Source organism: Caulobacter sp. FV2ye17ST (assembly GCF_058680955.1).
Map to the genome: position 1 here is coordinate 2,239,315 of NZ_CM178727.1, position 16,465 is coordinate 2,255,779.

The window sequence follows — 16,465 nt, forward strand, 5'->3', positions numbered from 1 at the left end:
CCGAAGCAACGGCCGTGACAAACCTTCGGTCAGGACGAGCCCTTTGCCGATCTCATATCTCTCGGCCGCGCAGATCGCAGCGCTCCCGACGACGATCATTGACGATCTGTCGACGACCAAGCTGGCCACCCTCAGCAGCACCCAGGTCGGCGCGATCAGCGCCTCGGCGGTGGCCGTGCTCGACGCCACCCAGGTGGAGGCCCTCTCGGCCACCCAGGTCAAGGGGCTGTCGACAACCCAGATCCCCAGCTTCGGCGCGGGCGTGGCGTTCAACGCCCAGCAGTTGGCGGCCTTCAGCGGCGAACTGGTCGGGGCGATGACCTCGACCCAGCTGGCCAGCCTGGACGCCGCGAAACTGGACGTGTTCACCGCCACCCAGGTCGGCGCCCTGTCGGCCACCAGCTTCTCGGGCCTCAACGCCACCCAGATCGCGTCGCTGGACGTCACCCAGCTCACCGGCCTGACGGCCAGCCAGATGGCGGGCCTCAGCACCACCGATATCGGCGAACTGGCCGCCAGCCAGATCGGCGGTCTCGCCGCCAGCCAGATCGGCGCCCTGGAAGCCGCCGCCATCGCGGCCTTCGCCGCCGCGCAGCTGGCCGCCCTGTCGACCACCCAGATCGGCGGCATGACCGCCAGCCAGATCGGCGCCCTCAGCGCTCCCCAGTTGGAAGTGCTGGCGACCACCCAGATCGGCGGCATGACCGCCGCCCAGATCTCCGGGCTGAGCGGAACCCAGGTCTCGACCCTGTCGGACACCCAGGTCGGCGGCCTGAACGCCACCCAGCTCGGCGGTCTGAGCGCCACCGGCCTTTCGGTCCTGACCGCCACCCAGGTGGCCGGCTTCAGCGCCAGCCAGATCGCCGGCCTGACAACCACCCAGATCGGCACGCTCAGCGCCACCGACTTCGCCGAGCTGTCGGCCACCCAGGTCGGCGGACTGACGGCCTCGCAGCTGGGCGCGCTGTCGACCACCAATCTCAACGCTCTGACCAGCACCCAGATCGGGGCGCTCACCACCACCCAGTTCGCGGGCCTGACCGCGACGCAGCTGGGGGGACTGGGTTCCGGCGACTTCGCCGAACTGTCGATGACCCAGATCGCCAACCTGACGGCCAGCCAGGTCGGCGGCATCTCGACGGGCAATATCTCCGGCTTCAACGCCACCCAGGTGCGGGGCCTGTCCACGACCCAGCTGGGCGGCCTGACCTCCACCCAGCTCGGCGGCTTGAGCACGATCGATATCGGGGAGTTCTCGGCCACCCAGATCGGCGGCCTGTCGGCGTCGCAGATCGGATCCCTGTCCGTGACCAATCTGGCGGCCCTGGACGCCACCCAGATCGGCTCGATCAGCGCGACGGCGATGCGCGGCCTGTCGGCCTATCAGGTGCGAAGCCTGACCCTGGACGACTTCAACGGCCTGAACGGCACGCAGATCGGCGCCCTGACCGCCACCCAGGTCTCGGCCCTGTCGATCACCGTGATCGGCGGACTATCCACCACCCAGATCGGTTATCTGACGCCCACCCAGATCCCGGGTCTGACGGTCACCCAGCTGGACTGGCTGTCGACGACCAATATCGCCGCCATGAACCCTCTGCAGGTGGGCGCCTTCACCCCAGCCCAGGTGGATAGCCTGTAGCCTCCCGCCCCCGGGCGCTCAGGGCCGAGGTCAGGAAGGCCGTCAGCGCCTCCACTCGCGCCGGCCGGGGACCGCCAGGCGGCATGACCAGATGCAGGGCGATGGGCGGCGGGGTCCAGTCGGGCATCACCGCTTCCAGCCGACCATCGGCCAGTGCCGCGCCGGCGATGAAATCCGGCAGCACCGCCAGCCCCTGCCCCGCCAGCAGAGCCGGCATCAGGGCGTCGGCGTTGTTGACCCTCAGAGGCCCGGCCGGACGGACTGAAGCCTCCTCCCCCGCAGCATTGACGAACCGCCAGGTGTCGGGTGTCGGCAGATAGGCGTAGCCAAGGCAGCAGTGCTCGGCCAGGTGGCCTGGATGGGTAGGCCGGCCGCGTCGGGCCAGATAGCTGGGCGCGCCGACCACATGGCGCTTCACCGGCCGGAGGCGGCGCGCCACCAGCGAGGAGTCCGGCAGGGCGGCAATGCGCAGCGCGGCGTCAAAGCCCATGCCGACCAGATCCACCGTCGCATCGCTGAGATGCAGATCGACGGAAACCTCGGGATAGGCCGCCAGGAACGCCGGCAAGATCGGCGCGACGTCGGACAGGCCAAACGACATCGGGACCGCCAGCCGCACCAGGCCGCGCGGCGCGGCTGACTGCGCCATGGCGGCGTTCTCGGCCTCCTCGCCCTGGGCCAGAACCCGCGTGGCCGGCTCGACCAGGCTCTGGCCGGCGTCGGTCAGGGCCAGGCGTCGTGAGGTGCGATTGAACAGTCGGGCGCCCAGCCGCGTTTCAAGCCGGGTGACGGCCTTGGAGACCGTCGCCTTGGACAGGCCCAACTCCTCGGCGGCCCCGGCGAAGGACCGCAGCTCCACCACCTTGGCGAAGATCGCCAGGCCCTCGAGATCAGGTAGTTTGCTCATTTTGGAAACAATAGGTTTCGATAGTTTCTATTTCGATATCGATCCTGATCGCTATCTTCTCCTCAAGCAAGCAGCGCCGATGTCGGCGCGCTTTTCGAGAACGAGCCCGGCGACCGGGCTCCAGGAGTTAAGGCCATGATCGATCGCAGGAAGTTCGACACACTTGGCGGCGCCGACCACGGTTGGCTGAAGGCCAAGCATCACTTTTCCTTCGCCAGCTACTACGACCCCAAGAACATGAACTGGGGCGCCCTGCGGGTGTGGAACGACGACGAGATCGCCCCCAATACCGGCTTCCCGCCGCACCCCCACTCGGACATGGAGATCATCACCTATGTCCGCAGTGGCGCGATCACCCACCAGGACAACCTGGGCAATACGGGCCGCACCGAGGCGGGCGATGTTCAGGTGATGAGCGCCGGCACCGGCATCCGGCACTCGGAATACAATCTGGAGCCCGAAGCCACCCGGATCTTCCAGATCTGGATCGAGCCCAACCGCACCGGCGGCGCGCCCTCCTGGGGCGCCAAGCCTTTCCCCAAGGGCGACCGCTCGGGCAAGTTCGTGCCCCTGGCCAGCGGCTTCGACAATGACGGCGACGTCCTGCCGATCCGCACCGACGCCCGCGTCCTGGGCGCCACCCTGAAGGCCGGCGAAAGCACGACCTACGACCTGGGCAAGACCCGGCACGCCTATCTGGTGCCGGCGGTCGGCTCGGTCACGGTCAATGGCGTTCAACTCGACGCCCGCGACGGCGCGGCCATCACCGGCGAGGACGTGATCACGGTCACCGCCCTCGAAGACGCCGAACTGGTGCTGGTCGACGCCGCCTAAGCGCGGCCGTTTCTTTCAAGATCCGGGCGGGGCGAGACCCCAGGTTTCCCCCGCCCCATTCCCTCACCCCCATCCAAGGAGGCCATCATGGCCAAGGTTCTCGTCCTCTACTATTCGTCCTACGGCCACATCGAAACCATGGCCAAGGCCGTGGCCGAAGGCGCTCGCGAAGCCGGCGCGACGGTGGACATCAAGCGCGTCCCGGAAACCGCCCCGCTGGACGTGGCCAAGAACGCCCACTTCAAGCTTGATCAAGACGCGCCGGTCGCCACCATCGCCGAACTGGCCGACTATGACGCCATCATCATCGGCACGGGCACGCGCTTTGGCCGCATGACCTCGCAGATGGCCAGCTTCCTCGACCAGGCCGGCGGCCTGTGGGCGCGCGGCGCGCTGAACGGCAAGGTCGGCGGCGCCTTCACCTCGACGGCGACCCAGCACGGCGGTCAGGAAACCACGCTGTTCTCGATCATCACCAACCTGCTGCACTTTGGCATGGTGATCGTCGGCCTCGACTATGGTCATGCCGGCCAGATGAAGATCGATGAAGTCACCGGCGGCAGCCCCTATGGCGCCACCACCATCGCCGGCGGCGACGGCTCGCGTCAGCCCAGCGAGAACGAACTGGTCGGCGCCCGCTATCAGGGCCGCAAGATCGCCGAGACCGCGATCAAGCTGCACGGCTAAGCGTTCCGCCGTCCGCGTTCCTCCCCCGGTCTGGACGGTGAAGAGCCGCCCCGAAGCCTCATAGCTTCGGGGCGGTTTGCATTTGAGTGTCTTCCGGAGTCAGCGACCGGCGACGATGCTGACCGTCAGGGTCGAGCCGTTGGGGCCGGGCGCGGTCCAGCTGTCACCGACCTTCTTCTCGGCCGTCGGGCTGCAGTTGGCGCCCATGCCGGCCGGCGGGGCCGGATCGGTCTGGGTGAAGCAGGTATTGCCGCCGTCGATCTTCCACGACCCCTTGGCGGTCGCGCCGTCGGGCGCCTTGGTCATGTAGGTGCCGTCGGCGTCGATGTGCATCTTCGCCACCGCGCCATTGGGATAGGTGATCGCAACGGTGTTGCCATAGGCGCTGGCCATCGGATCGGCCAGGGCCGCGCCGCTGATCCCCAGGGCCAGAACGGCCGCCATCATCAAGGTCCGCATGTGTTTCTCCCAAGTGTTTAACCCCCGTCTTCGCGGGGACGCGGGAGCTTAACCATGCCGCGCGGCAAATCGATAACAATGTTCTTGAATGAAAAAGGGGCGGCCGCCGGATCGGCGACCGCCCCTGATTTTCGCATCCCAGCCTTGGCCTATTTGTTGGCCAAGGCCGCCTGAGCCGCCGCCAGACGGGCGATCGGCACGCGATAGGGCGAGCAGGACACATAGTCCAGGCCCACGCTTTCGCAGAAGGCGATCGAGGCGGGATCGCCGCCATGCTCGCCGCAGATGCCCATCTTGATCCCCGGACGGGCCGCGCGGCCGCGTTCGGCGGCGATGCGGATCAGGTCGCCGACGCCTTCCTGGTCGAGGCTGACGAAGGGGTCCTTGTCGAAGATGCCCTTGTCGATATAGGCGCCCAGGAACTTGCCGGCGTCGTCGCGGCTGATGCCGAACGTGGTCTGGGTCAGGTCGTTGGTGCCGAAGCTGAAGAACTCGGCATTGGCGGCCAGGTCGCCGGCCCGCAGGGCGGCGCGCGGCAGCTCGATCATGGTGCCGACCGTGTACTCGATCGCGATGCCCTGCTCTTCCAGCACCGCCTTGGCGGTGCGGTCGGTCAGGTCGCGCAGGTACTTCATCTCTTCGCCCTTGGCGACCAGCGGGTGCATGATCTCGGGGATCGGCGCGGCCTTGCCCGACTTGGCGATGTCGCAGGCGGCCTCGATGATCGCCCGGACCTGCATCTCGTAGATCTCGGGATACGAGACACCCAGGCGGCAGCCGCGATGGCCCAGCATGGGGTTGGTCTCGTGCAGCTCCTTGGCCCGGCGCATCAGCTTGTCGGCGTCCAGACCGGTGGCCTGGGCCACGGCGGCGACGTCTTCCTCGGTGTGCGGCAGGAACTCGTGCAGGGGCGGATCCAGCAGGCGGATCGTGACCGGCAGGCCTTCCATGATCGTGAACAGCTCGACGAAGTCGGCCTTCTGGAAGGGCGCGATCTTGGCAAGGGCGGCGCGACGGCCCTTTTCGTCGTCAGCCAGGATCATTTCGCGCACGGCGGCGATCCGGGTGTCGTCGAAGAACATGTGCTCGGTGCGGCACAGGCCGATGCCCTCGGCGCCGAAACCGCGCGCGGTCTTGGCGTCCAGCGGCGTCTCGGCGTTGGCCCGCACCTTCAGGCGGCGGACCTCGTCGGCCCAGCCCATCAGGGTGGCGAAGTCGCCGGTCAGCTCGGGCTCGATCATCTTGGGCGAACCGCTGAGGATTTCCCCCGTCGAGCCGTCGATGGTGATGATCTCGCCGGCCTTGAACTCGCGACCGCGAACCCGGAACAGGCCTTCCTTGGGGAAGATGCCGACTTCGCCGGCGCCCGAGACGCAGGCCCGGCCCATGCCCCGCGCCACGACAGCGGCGTGGCTGGTCATGCCGCCGCGCGCGGTGATGATGCCCCGCGCCGCGTGCATGCCGTGGATGTCCTCAGGCGAGGTCTCTTCGCGCACCAGGATCACGGCCTCGCCGGCGGCGGCGGCCTTTTCGGCGGCGTCGCTGTCGAAGACGATCTTGCCGGTCGCCGCGCCAGGCGAGGCCGGCAGGCCGGTGGCGATCACGTCGCGATGGGCCGACGGATCGATGGTCGGGTGCAGCAACTGGTCCAGCGAGGCCGGCTCGACCCGGCCGATGGCCTCGGTCTTGGAGATCACGCCCTCGGCCGCCATGTCGACGGCGATCTTCAGCGCCGCCTTGGCGGTGCGTTTGCCGTTGCGGGTCTGCAGCATGTAGAGCGTGCCCTGCTCCACCGTGAACTCGATGTCCTGCATGTCGCGATAGTGGCGCTCAAGGGTCTCCACGACCGACTTGAACTGGGCGAACACCACCGGCATCGCCTCTTCCATCGACGGAACGCTGTCGCCCATCTCTTCGCGGGCGATCTTGGTCAGGGATTGGGGCGTGCGGATGCCGGCCACCACGTCCTCGCCCTGGGCGTTGATCAGGAACTCACCATAGAGGCGGTTGTCACCATTGGACGGATTGCGCGTGAAGGCCACGCCCGTCGCCGAGGTCTCGCCCATGTTGCCGAACACCATCGACTGGATGTTGACGGCGGTTCCCCAGGCCTCGGGGATGTCGTGCATGCGGCGATAAAACTTGGCCCGGTCGTTCATCCAGCTGGCGAACACCGCGCCGATGGCGCCCCACAGCTGCTCCTGGGCGTCCTGCGGGAAGGGCTTGCCCAGCTGTTCCAGCACGGCGGCCTTGTAGTCCCTGATCACCCCGGCCCAGTCGTCGGCCGTGAGGCCGGTGTCGACATGAACGTCCAGGCGATCCTTGTGGTCGTCGAGGATCTCCTCGAACATGTGGTGCTCCAGATCGAGCACGACGTTCGAGTACATCTGGATGAAGCGGCGATAGCTGTCATAGGCAAAGCGACGGTCGCCCGACAGCCTGGCCAGGCCCTCGACGGTCTCGTCGTTGAGGCCCAGGTTCAGGACGGTGTCCATCATCCCCGGCATCGAGGCCCGGGCGCCTGAGCGCACCGAGACCAGGAGCGGATTGGCCACGTCGCCGAATTTCTTGCCGGTGATGGTCTCGACCGTGGCCAGGCCGTCATTGACCTGCTGGGCCAGCTCGGCCGGGTACTGCTTGCCGTTGGCGTAATAGTGGACGCAGGCCTCGGTGGTCACCGTGAAACCTGGCGGCACGGGGAGGCCCAGCGACGACATCTCCGCCAGGTTGGCGCCCTTGCCCCCCAGCAGATTCTTCATCGAGGCGTCGCCATCGGCGCCGCCCCCTCCGAACGAATAGACCCAACGGGACTTGGTCAGCGTCTCAACCGGCATAATGAAATTCACCCTGCGATAAGTGAAACAGGCCGCGACCTTCTGTGTGGTCGTCTTGCCTTGGGACAAAGCGTCGAACGGTGATCCCGCACTGCAATATCCGGGGCGTTCACTAGCACTTAGGTCAAGAACGCGTCCACCAGCGCTTTGCGTTCCACGACAAAGACCGGAAAAACGGCAAATATTTCTAATGACAACGTTGTCTTGATTGGGATTTCACGAAACACGCGGGTTTCGTGACCGTACGGATTCTCTCCGCGTCCGAACTATCCCAAATCAACACCGTGATCCCGCGACGTGCGCGCGGGATCACGGTGGATATAAAGGGTGGAAACCCTAACCAGCAACCAGCGAGAAGTCGGCCACCTGGCCCATGGCGTCACGCACCGCCGCAAGGGTCTTCAACCGATTATCCCGTTCCGCCGGCACTTCGGAATTGACGAACACCCCGTCGAGGAAGGCGTCGACCGGGCCGCGCAGGCCGGCCAGTTCCTGCATCGCGCCGGTGAAGTCTTCCTTGGCCAGAGCGGCGGCCAGAGCCGGCTCGACCATGCGCAGGGCGTCGTAGAGGGCCGCTTCCGGCGCCGAGGCGTCGTCCAGCAGGCCGCGTTCGCCTTGGGCCTTCCAGCCCTTCTTCTCCTCGGCCTTGAGGATGTTGGAGGCGCGCTTGTAGCCGGCCAGCAGGTTCTTGCCGTCGTCGGTCTTCAGGAAGGCGTCCAGCGCCTCGACCCGGGTGACGATGCGCACGAGGTCGTCGTCGCCCAGAGCGAACACCGCGTCGACGAGGTCGTGGCGCTTGCCCTGGTCTTTGAGGGTGACTTTCAGGCGGTCGGCGAAGAAGGCGAGCAACCCGTATTCATCTTCGTATTTCCATGCCGGATCAGCCTCGACAGGCATCTTAGAGGCCTCAAAGGCCTCCTTGCTGATTGCCGAAAGTTTATTCAATTTTTTCAAGTAATCAGGATTGTCTCGGACATCTCCGAGCGTCGCGCTGTCACCCTGCATTAGCTGTACGCGCGACATACTTAGTGCGGCGCGCAAGGCTATTGTCGGAAGAATTGCTCCGAGAGAAACGCGCGATTTATTTTCCAACGCGGTACGAATAATCCCCAAAGCAGCGCGACGAAGAGCGAAGGGATCTTTGGAGCCCGTCGGTTTTTCGTCGATCACGAAAAATCCAACGAGCGTATCCAGCTTATCGGCCAGCGCCACGGCCACCGAGATCGGTGCGGTCGGAACCGTGTCTCCCGGCCCTTGCGGGCGATAGTGATCGCGGATGGCGTCGGCGATCTCGGGGTCCATATTGGCTTCGCGGGCGTAGTAGCCGCCCATCAGGCCCTGGAGTTCGGGGAACTCGCCGACCATCAGCGAGCTCAGATCAGCCTTGGCAAGGCGCGCGGCCGTTCCGGCCTTTTCCACGTCGGCGCCGACCAGCGGCGCGATCTCGCGGGCCAGGGCCTCGATGCGCTTCACCCGCTCGGCCATCGTGCCGAGCTTGGCGTGGAAGGTGACGCCGTTCAGCTTCTCCAGCCACTCATCAAAGTTGCCGGCCTTGCGGTCTTCATCCCAGAAGAAGCGGGCGTCGGACAGGCGGGCCGACAGCACCTTGGCGTTGCCGGCGGCGATCACCTTGCCGCCGTCGGCGGCGGCGATATTGGCGATGGTGATGAAGTGCGGGGCCAGACCCTCGCGAGCCGGATCGCGGACGGCGAAGTACTTCTGGTGCGTCCGCATCGAAGTGCGGATCGCCTCGGCGGGCAGGTCCAGGAACGACGGATCCATGTCGCCCAGCACCGGGGTCGGCCATTCGGCCAGGCCCGCGACTTCTTCCAGCAGGCCCAGGTCTTCGACCAGTTCCAGATTGCGCGCGAAGCACAGGGTCTTGCAGCCCTCCAGAATGCGCGCCTTGCGCTCCTCGACGTCCAGCACGACGAAGTGGTCGTTCAGGCCCTTGGCGTATTCGTCGAAGTCGCGAACCCGGAACGGCTGGGCGTCACCCATGAACCGGTGGCCCTCGGAGATGTCGCCGCTCTCGATGCCCTCGATGCTGAACGGCACGACCTCGCGGTCGAACACGCACAGGATGCGCTTCAGCGGGCGCACCCAGCGCAGCTTGCAGGTTCCCCAGGTCATCGACTTGGGCCAGGCGAAGCCGCGCACGATGGCCTCGACCATCTCGGCGATGATCTCGGTGGTCGGGCGGCCGGTCTTCTCGATGAAGGCCATATAGACGCCGTCGCGCTCGACCAGCTGATCCTGGGTCAGGCCCGCCTTGCGCAGGAAGCCTTCCATGGCCTGCGGCGGCGCGCCGACGCGGGGGCCCTTCAGCTCTTCCTTGCGGTCAGCCTGGGCGATGGGCAGGCCCTCGACCACCAGGGTCAGGCGGCGCGGACCGGCGAAGGTCTTCAGCGCCTCGGGCAGGAAGCCGGCGGCGGCCAGATGCTCGCGCGCCATGCGTTCCAGGTCGCGGGCCGCATTGGCCTGCATGCGCGCGGGGATTTCTTCGGAGAACAGTTCGAGGAGAAGTTGGGGCATCTGACTTACGCGGCTTCCTGCTGCTTCACCCACTCGGAGGCGCACATCTTACAAAGGTCGCGGATGCGTCCGATGTAGCTGGCGCGCTCGGCGACGGCGATCGCGCCGCGGGCGTTCATCAGGTTGAAAAGGTGGCTGGCCTTGAGGACCATGTCGTAGGCGGGCAGGACAAGCGCCTTGCCCTGGTATTCGCGGGCCAGCATCAGCGGGACCTGGCGCTCCATGTCTTCGAACTGGCCCTTCAGCACGGCCACGTCATAGCCGTGGAAGTTGGCTTCCGAGTGCTGGCGCTCGTTTTCCAGGAACACGTCGCCATAGGTCATCGCGCCCAGCGGCGAGTCCGGGTCGTTGAACGGCAGGTCGTAAACGTTGTCGACGCCGAACACGTACATCGCCAGGCGTTCCAGGCCGTAGGTCAGCTCGCCGGCCACCGGCGAGACGTCCAGGCCGCCCACCTGCTGGAAGTAGGTGTACTGGCTGACTTCCATGCCGTCGCACCAGACTTCCCAGCCCAGGCCCCAGGCGCCGACGGTGGGGTTTTCCCAGTCGTCCTCGACAAAGCGGATGTCGTGCAGGCGCAGGTCCAGGCCGATGGCCTCCAGCGACCCCAGATACAGGTCCTGCATGTTGGGCGGGTTGGGCTTCAGGATCACCTGGTACTGGTAATAGTGCTGCAGCCGGTTGGGGTTCTCGCCATAGCGGCCGTCGCCCGGACGGCGCGAGGGCTGCACATAGGCGGCGTTCCACGGCTTGGGACCGAGAGCCCGCAGCACCGTGGCCGGGTGCAGGGTCCCCGCCCCCACCTCGATGTCGTGCGGCTGCAGGATCGCGCAGCCATGTTCGCTCCAATAGTTATGGAGCGTCAGGATCAGGGCTTGAAACGAGGTGGGCTTGGGGCGCGACATCAGTGTCCGAACAGGGCCAGAAAAAAGTCGGCGGACCATAGGGCCCGCCGACTGGTGCTTCAAGCGATGTTGGCTTGGTCGCGAAGGGGCTAGTTGCCCTTGGCGGCGGTGCGCTTGCCGGCGTTGCTCATCGGCTTGCCGTACTTGGCGCGATTTTCGGGCGTGTCGGCGACGGGCGGGTTGGACACTACATTCGGATCACCGGCCTTCAGCGTGGCCTGAACCTCGGGCGACTGCGACGACATCGGTATGACGCCGGCGGTGTCGGGCCCCAGGGTGGAGGCCGAGGGCGTGGTGGCCGGGTTGGGGCTCATCATGCTGGGATCGGACATCATCGCCGGCGGCGCTGCCGGATTGACGGGCGCGGTGGTGGTCGTGGTGGTGGTTTGGGCCAGGGCTGCGCCGGACATCAGGGCGGTGGCGGCGGCGACGGCGAACAGGCGCGACATGGACATGATGGAGCTCCTCGTGTTCCAGGCCTGAACTACGCCTGGGACGAACGCCGGTTGCCGACCATCACGGGCTCGTGACCCTGGCGTCTGCTTTCGGGCCGAACAGCAGCGCGCCGGCCTTGCGTCCCTGCGCGACAACAAGATTGTCGGCCGCGTTCAGAGCGCTCCACCGCGCGATATTGCCGCTTTTTGCCGCACCAGCCACGCCTCATGCTTGGATTTTGGGCGCTCCGCCCATTTCCTTTCCAAATCCTTGTCGCGCGACCGCACCTCGCCGAGCTCCCCCGATAGCGTAACCATCGCCGGGGAAAACGATGCAGCGCGTAGTGGCGGCGTCGGCGGTGATCACCCGGGCGCGAAGCGCTCGGCAACCAAGCAAGGGGAGCCCGCGATATCGGCGGGCCGGAGCAAGGCGGATGAAACTGATCATAGCGGTCGTCAAACCCTTCAAGCTCGACGAGGTCCGTGAGGCGCTCGTCGCCGCTGGCGTCGAGGGTCTGACGGTGTCGGAAGTCAAGGGTTACGGCCGCCAGAAGGGCCAGACCGAAATCTACCGGGGTGCGGAGTACCAAGTGAACTTCGTTCCCAAGGTGAAACTGGAAGCGGTCGTGGACGATGCGTCCGCGGCCAAGGCGGTCGAGGCCGTGAAGGCCGCGGCGGCCACGGGCAAGATCGGCGACGGCAAGATCTTCGTTCTGAACGTGGAAGACGCCGTACGCATCCGGACCGGTGAAACCGGCCCGGCCGCTCTTTAGTGCCATCGGGAACAGGGGATAACCGACGATGAAATTGACCTTCAAACCGCTGGCCGGGCTGATGCTCGCCGCGACACTGGCCGGAGCCCCGCTTGGGGCCGTGGCCTTCGCCCAGGAAGCGGCGCCCGCCGTCGCCGCCGCGCCCGCAGAGGCCGCGCCGGCGCCAGAAGCGGCTCCGGCTCCTGAAGCCGCGCCCGCCGAAGCCGCTCCCGCCGCTGCGGCGCCGGTTCCGGACAAGGGCGACAACGCCTGGATGATGACCTCGGCCATTCTGGTCCTGTTGATGATCATCCCCGGCCTGGCCCTGTTTTACGGCGGCCTCGTTCGCTCCAAGAACATGCTGTCGGTGATGATGCAGGTTTCGACCGTCGCCATCATCGGCTTCGTCGCCTGGGTGCTGTGGGGCTACAGCTTCGCCTTCACCGACGGCGGCAGCTGGGACAAATATGTCGGCGGCCTGGGCCGTCTGTTCCTGAAGGACGTGACGCCGGCGAGTAACGTTGGCACCTTCTCGACCGGGGTCGTTGTTCCCGAGTTCACCTTCATCTCGTTCCAGGCGACCTTCGCCGCGATCACCGCCGCCCTCGTGGTCGGTTCGCTGGTCGAACGCATGAAGTTCGCCGCCATTGTGGCCTTCGCCGTCCTGTGGCCCCTGCTCTCCTATTACCCGATGGCTCACATGGTCTGGTGGTGGGCGGGTCCCGACTCGGTGGCCGCCAACCCGACCGCCCCGATCCAGTCGGGTCTTCTCTGGAGCTTCGGCGCCCTCGACTTCGCCGGCGGCACCGTGGTCCACATCAATGCCGGTATCGCCGCTCTGGTCGGCGCCATCATCCTGGGCAAGCGCCAGGGCTTTGGCAAAGAGCCGATGCCGCCGCACTCGCTGACCCTGACCCTCGTGGGCGCCGGTCTGCTGTGGGTGGGTTGGTTTGGCTTCAACGCCGGCTCCAACATGGAAGCCAACGGCTACGCCTCGCTGGCGATGATCAATACCTTCGTCTGCACCGCCGCGGCCGGTCTGTCGTGGATCCTGGTGGAATGGGTCACCCGCAAGAAGCCTTCGGCCCTGGGCCTGGCGTCGGGCGTCGTGGCCGGCCTGGTCGCCGTCACCCCCGCCGCCGGTTTCGCTGGCCCGATGGGCGCTGTGATCCTCGGCCTGATCGTCTCGCCGATCTGCATTATCTTCTGCTCGGTCGTGAAGAACGCGCTGAAGTACGATGACAGCCTGGACGCCTTCGGCATCCACGGCATCGGCGGCATCGTCGGCGCCATCGGCACCGGCTTCCTGGTCAATCCGGCCTGGGGCGGCGCGGGCGTCGTCGACTACACCACCTGCGCCGCGGATGGGGACATCTCGACCTGCGACAACGCCGTCTATGACATGGGCGTTCAGGTCATGGCCCAACTGAAGGCCGTTGGCGTGACCATCGTCTGGTCGGCCGTCGCTTCGATCATCGTCTTCCTGCTGATCAAGCTGGTCATCGGTCTCCGCGCTTCGCCGGACGCCGAGGAAGAAGGTCTGGACATCGCCGAACACGGCGAGCGCGCCTACCACAGCTAAGCCTCGGCTCAGCTGAAAAGGCGAAGGGCGCGGAGCTTGGCTCCGCGCCCTTTCTTTTTGTGCGGTTCTTTTTGTCGGGGCGACTGACGGTTTAGGGCGCCACAGGGACCCGGCGGGCTTTCAGGATCGGCACCGGCGGCTCCAGGATCTGGCCCTTCATGACCGGATTCACCGCCACGCCCGGCGTCGGCAGGTTGATAATCCGGTGCACCACGTCCATGCCCTCGACCACCTTGCCGAAGGCCGCGAAGCCGGCGTTGTCGCCCGGCGCTGCAGGGTCCGCGTCCAGATAGGGCGCGTCACCGACGCAGATGAAGAAATCCGAGGTCGCCGTGCCCGGCGCGTTGCGGGCGATCGAGACCACGCCGTCGGTGTGCTTGATCCCTGTCTGGGTCGTGGGCTCGTGGGCGATGGGCTTCAGAACCCTAGCCGGATCGCCCTGCAACCCGCCCTGGATCAGGCCGTAGTCCACCGGTCCGGGCGACCGCGAGGCGCGAAAGAACGTGGCGCCGTCATAGCGCTTCTGGTCGACATAGCGCAGGAAGTTGGCCGTGGTGATCGGCGCCTGGTCGACATAGAGTTCGATGACGATCACCCCCTGCCCGGTCTCGACATTGACCCGCACGGTCCTGAGCGCGGCAGGCGCTGGAAGCGGGGTCGGGGCTGTCTGGGCCAGGGCTGGCGCGGCGACCAGGGTCAGGGCGACAGCGAGCAGATCGCGGCGATGCATGGGCGCTCCAGTAGGTCAGGGACAAGGAAGCCGAGCAGCATTCCTTTTTGCTGGCAAGTGGATTGCCAACGGGAAAGCCATATCGCATGCACCTGATACCCGTGTGATGAACGACTATTGGGACTGCCGTGAAGATCGCATTCGTTGATACATCCGGCCTGCGCTACACGCCGGAAACGCCATTCTCCCGGCCGCTCGGCGGCACCCAGTCGGCGGCCTGCTTCGTCTCGAGCGCCCTCGCGGCCCAGGGGCACGCCGTCAGCCTCATGTCGCCCGGCGCGACCGAGGAAGTGGTCATGGGCGTGCGTTGCACCGACTTTGACTTTGAAACCGCCGCCGCGCGGCTGAACGATCAGGATGCGGTCGTCGTGCTGACCCGACCGGTCGCCGCGCGTCTACGCCAGGCTGGCGTGGTGGTCCCGCTGATCAACTGGCAGCACAACGCCGTGGACAGCAAGGGCGCGGCCCCCTTCGCCGAACAGACCGAACGCGCCGCCTGGACGACGACGGTGTTCGTCAGCGCCTACCAGCGCGACAGCTACGCCAACAAGTGGGGCATGACCGGCACGGTCATCGGCAACGCCATCAACCCGACCATGGCGCGGTCGTTCAGAACCCGGCCGACCTTCCTCGAACGCAACGAGGACCCCGTGCTGATCTATGCCAGCGCCCCGGGGCGCGGGCTGGACTTCCTGCTGATGTCGTTCCCGACGATCCGCAAGGCGCTGCCCAATGCTCGCCTGAAGATCTTTTCCGATCAGGCGATGTACCAGGTTCCGCCGGAAAAGGACGACTTCGCGGTCTATTACGAGGTCGCCCGCAATCTGCCCGGCGTCGACTATGTGGGCGGGCTGTCCCAGTCGAAACTGACCGAGGAAATGCTGGCGGCCGACATCTGGGCCTATCCGACCACCTTTATCGAGACCTCCTGCATCGTCATGATGGAGGCCGGCGCGGCGGGCTGCCTGCTGGTGGGCGCCGAGATCGGCGCCTTGCGCGAAACCTCGGGTCGCTTTGGGCGCCTGCTGGCCAGCGGCAACACCCGGGCCGGCTGGTCCGGCGCCTATGCCCGCGCCCTGGTTCGCGAAGTCGAGCGCGTGCGGGCCGATCCCTTGCCCTATCGGGATTTCATCGATCAGCAGATGGCGTGGTTCCGCAGCACCTGCGACTGGGATCGCCGCGCCGAGCAGTGGGCGACGCTTCTGGAAGGCCTGTCGCGCAATTCCGGCGAAGCTTCCTCCCCGCCGGCCGAAGCCTAGTCCAGCCCCCGGTCCAGCCGGCAGCGCCGCACCCACCAGTCGGGTCGCATGCTCTCCAGCCGCTCGACCAGGCCCTCGGCTTCGATGTCGCTGGCGCACAACGCAAAGCAGGTGGCGCCCGAGCCCGACATCCGGGCCATCAGCGCCTCGGGTTCGTCGCGGAGGATGTCCAGCACCTCGCTGATCAGGGGCTCCAGCGCGACAGCAGGCGCCTCCAGGTCGTTGCGGGTGGCCGCGACCAGCCAGGCGGCGACTTCCTCGGCGCTTTCGAAGGCGTCCGGCATCCAGGGCCTGGCCTCGCCTTCCGGCGCGACGGCGGCGTCATAGGCGCGATAGACCGCCCCGGTCGACGACGGCGCCAGCGGATTGACCAGGACGGCGTTCAGCGGCGGCAGGCCAGGGGCCGGCGACAGACGCTCTCCCCGCCCCTCGGCCATCACGGGCTGCCCCCACAGGCAGGCCGCGCCATCGGCGCCCAGACTGGACGCCATGGCTTCCAGAGCCTCATCAGAGAGACCCGGAGCCAAAGCGTCGCGCAGCAGGCGCAGGGCCGCCCCAGCGTCGCTGGAGCCGCCTCCCAGGCCCGCCGCGATCGGCAGGCGCTTGTCGAGCAGCAGCCGGAACGGCGGCAGGGGCGCGGCGGCGCCCGCATGGAAGGCCCGGGCCGCGCGCATGACCAGATTGTCGTCGCCCGCAGGAATGCCGGCCCCGAACGGCCCGGTGGTCTCGAAGCCGGGCGCCTCGCTGGCCTGCACCGAAACCTCGTCGCCGACGTCGGCGAAGACCATCAGGCTTGAGATCGGATGATAGCCCTCCGCGTCGGGTCCGCCGACGTGCAGGAACAGGTTGACCTTGGCCGGGGCGAAGGCGGAAAGGCGCATGGCGAGCCCCCAGGGCGGACAGGA

Annotated in this window: 13 protein-coding genes and 1 pseudogene; 6 read left to right on the plus strand and 8 right to left on the minus strand. The window is 66.8% G+C overall.

Annotated elements, in window-relative coordinates; all coding sequences use genetic code 11:
- Positions 1 to 43 precede the first annotated feature (43 nt).
- Positions 44 to 1,642, plus strand: a complete 1,599-nt coding sequence (locus ACW17V_RS10790; protein WP_492105135.1) for a beta strand repeat-containing protein — start codon at positions 44 to 46, stop codon at positions 1,640 to 1,642.
- On the opposite strand, the gene ACW17V_RS10795 is transcribed toward ACW17V_RS10790, so the two are convergent.
- A complete protein-coding gene (locus ACW17V_RS10795; protein WP_492105136.1) occupies positions 1,614 to 2,549 on the minus strand; it encodes a LysR family transcriptional regulator in 936 nt (311 codons plus the stop codon). The two genes, ACW17V_RS10790 and ACW17V_RS10795, sit on opposite strands and share 29 nt — an antisense overlap.
- Positions 2,550 to 2,684: 135 nt before the next feature.
- On the opposite strand from ACW17V_RS10795, the gene ACW17V_RS10800 reads away from it, so the two are divergent.
- The gene (locus ACW17V_RS10800; protein ID WP_492105137.1) at positions 2,685 to 3,383 is read left to right on the plus strand and encodes a pirin family protein; all 699 of its coding nucleotides are present in this window, start codon (positions 2,685 to 2,687) and stop codon (positions 3,381 to 3,383) included.
- Between the two features lie 87 nt (positions 3,384 to 3,470).
- Complete coding sequence (gene wrbA / locus ACW17V_RS10805) at positions 3,471 to 4,070, plus strand: NAD(P)H:quinone oxidoreductase (RefSeq protein ID WP_492105138.1); 600 nt, start codon at positions 3,471 to 3,473, stop codon at positions 4,068 to 4,070.
- Between the two features lie 102 nt (positions 4,071 to 4,172).
- On the opposite strand, the pseudogene ACW17V_RS10810 reads toward wrbA, so the two are convergent.
- The 5 genes and pseudogenes from ACW17V_RS10810 to ACW17V_RS10830 all read right to left on the minus strand — a co-directional run.
- Positions 4,173 to 4,514: pseudogene (locus tag ACW17V_RS10810) on the minus strand (hypothetical protein); the annotation flags it as partial.
- Positions 4,515 to 4,678: 164 nt separating this feature from the next.
- Entirely contained in the window at positions 4,679 to 7,363 is a 2,685-nt protein-coding gene (gene ppdK / locus ACW17V_RS10815) for a pyruvate, phosphate dikinase (RefSeq protein ID WP_492105139.1), read from the minus strand.
- 336 nt (positions 7,364 to 7,699) lie between these two features.
- The gene (gene glyS, locus ACW17V_RS10820; RefSeq protein ID WP_492105140.1) at positions 7,700 to 9,898 is read right to left on the minus strand and encodes a glycine--tRNA ligase subunit beta; all 2,199 of its coding nucleotides are present in this window, start codon (positions 9,896 to 9,898) and stop codon (positions 7,700 to 7,702) included.
- A gap of 5 nt (positions 9,899 to 9,903) precedes the next feature.
- Positions 9,904 to 10,803: a glycine--tRNA ligase subunit alpha gene (locus ACW17V_RS10825; RefSeq protein ID WP_062146607.1), complete on the minus strand. Its 900-nt coding sequence runs from the start codon at positions 10,801 to 10,803 to the stop codon at positions 9,904 to 9,906.
- A gap of 89 nt (positions 10,804 to 10,892) precedes the next feature.
- Positions 10,893 to 11,258, minus strand: coding sequence for a hypothetical protein (locus ACW17V_RS10830; protein ID WP_492105141.1), 366 nt, complete (start codon positions 11,256 to 11,258; stop codon positions 10,893 to 10,895).
- A gap of 413 nt (positions 11,259 to 11,671) precedes the next feature.
- Here ACW17V_RS10830 and ACW17V_RS10835 point away from each other — a divergent pair, with 413 nt between their 5' ends.
- Positions 11,672 to 12,010, plus strand: coding sequence for a P-II family nitrogen regulator (locus ACW17V_RS10835; RefSeq protein ID WP_062146628.1), 339 nt, complete (start codon positions 11,672 to 11,674; stop codon positions 12,008 to 12,010).
- A gap of 28 nt (positions 12,011 to 12,038) precedes the next feature.
- Complete coding sequence (locus ACW17V_RS10840; RefSeq protein ID WP_492105142.1) at positions 12,039 to 13,571, plus strand: ammonium transporter; 1,533 nt, start codon at positions 12,039 to 12,041, stop codon at positions 13,569 to 13,571.
- A 91-nt stretch (positions 13,572 to 13,662) separates the two neighbouring features.
- Here ACW17V_RS10840 and ACW17V_RS10845 read toward each other — a convergent pair whose 3' ends face one another.
- Positions 13,663 to 14,301 (minus strand): peptidylprolyl isomerase, encoded by a 639-nt coding sequence (locus tag ACW17V_RS10845; RefSeq protein WP_492105143.1) that lies wholly within the window; start codon positions 14,299 to 14,301, stop codon positions 13,663 to 13,665.
- A 128-nt stretch (positions 14,302 to 14,429) separates the two neighbouring features.
- On the opposite strand from ACW17V_RS10845, the gene ACW17V_RS10850 reads away from it, so the two are divergent.
- Complete coding sequence (locus tag ACW17V_RS10850; protein WP_492105144.1) at positions 14,430 to 15,560, plus strand: glycosyltransferase family 4 protein; 1,131 nt, start codon at positions 14,430 to 14,432, stop codon at positions 15,558 to 15,560.
- Here ACW17V_RS10850 and ACW17V_RS10855 read toward each other — a convergent pair.
- Complete coding sequence (locus ACW17V_RS10855; protein WP_492105145.1) at positions 15,557 to 16,441, minus strand: 4-(cytidine 5'-diphospho)-2-C-methyl-D-erythritol kinase; 885 nt, start codon at positions 16,439 to 16,441, stop codon at positions 15,557 to 15,559. The genes ACW17V_RS10850 and ACW17V_RS10855 overlap by 4 nt on opposite strands.
- Positions 16,442 to 16,465: the final 24 nt, after the last annotated feature.

What these genes read in the sequence shown, in the direction of transcription:
- ACW17V_RS10795 (WP_492105136.1), bottom strand. Translation starts at nt 2,549, where the DNA reads ATGAGCAAACTACCTGATCTCGAGGGCCTGGCGATCTTCGCCAAGGTG.
- glyS (WP_492105140.1), bottom strand. Translation starts at nt 9,898, where the DNA reads ATGCCCCAACTTCTCCTCGAACTGTTCTCCGAAGAAATCCCCGCGCGC.
- wrbA (WP_492105138.1), top strand. Translation starts at nt 3,471, where the DNA reads ATGGCCAAGGTTCTCGTCCTCTACTATTCGTCCTACGGCCACATCGAA.
- ACW17V_RS10830 (WP_492105141.1), bottom strand. Translation starts at nt 11,258, where the DNA reads ATGTCCATGTCGCGCCTGTTCGCCGTCGCCGCCGCCACCGCCCTGATG.
- ACW17V_RS10840 (WP_492105142.1), top strand. Translation starts at nt 12,039, where the DNA reads ATGAAATTGACCTTCAAACCGCTGGCCGGGCTGATGCTCGCCGCGACA.
- ACW17V_RS10835 (WP_062146628.1), top strand. Translation starts at nt 11,672, where the DNA reads ATGAAACTGATCATAGCGGTCGTCAAACCCTTCAAGCTCGACGAGGTC.
- ACW17V_RS10855 (WP_492105145.1), bottom strand. Translation starts at nt 16,441, where the DNA reads ATGCGCCTTTCCGCCTTCGCCCCGGCCAAGGTCAACCTGTTCCTGCAC.
- ppdK (WP_492105139.1), bottom strand. Translation starts at nt 7,363, where the DNA reads ATGCCGGTTGAGACGCTGACCAAGTCCCGTTGGGTCTATTCGTTCGGA.
- ACW17V_RS10800 (WP_492105137.1), top strand. Translation starts at nt 2,685, where the DNA reads ATGATCGATCGCAGGAAGTTCGACACACTTGGCGGCGCCGACCACGGT.
- ACW17V_RS10825 (WP_062146607.1), bottom strand. Translation starts at nt 10,803, where the DNA reads ATGTCGCGCCCCAAGCCCACCTCGTTTCAAGCCCTGATCCTGACGCTC.
- ACW17V_RS10845 (WP_492105143.1), bottom strand. Translation starts at nt 14,301, where the DNA reads ATGCATCGCCGCGATCTGCTCGCTGTCGCCCTGACCCTGGTCGCCGCG.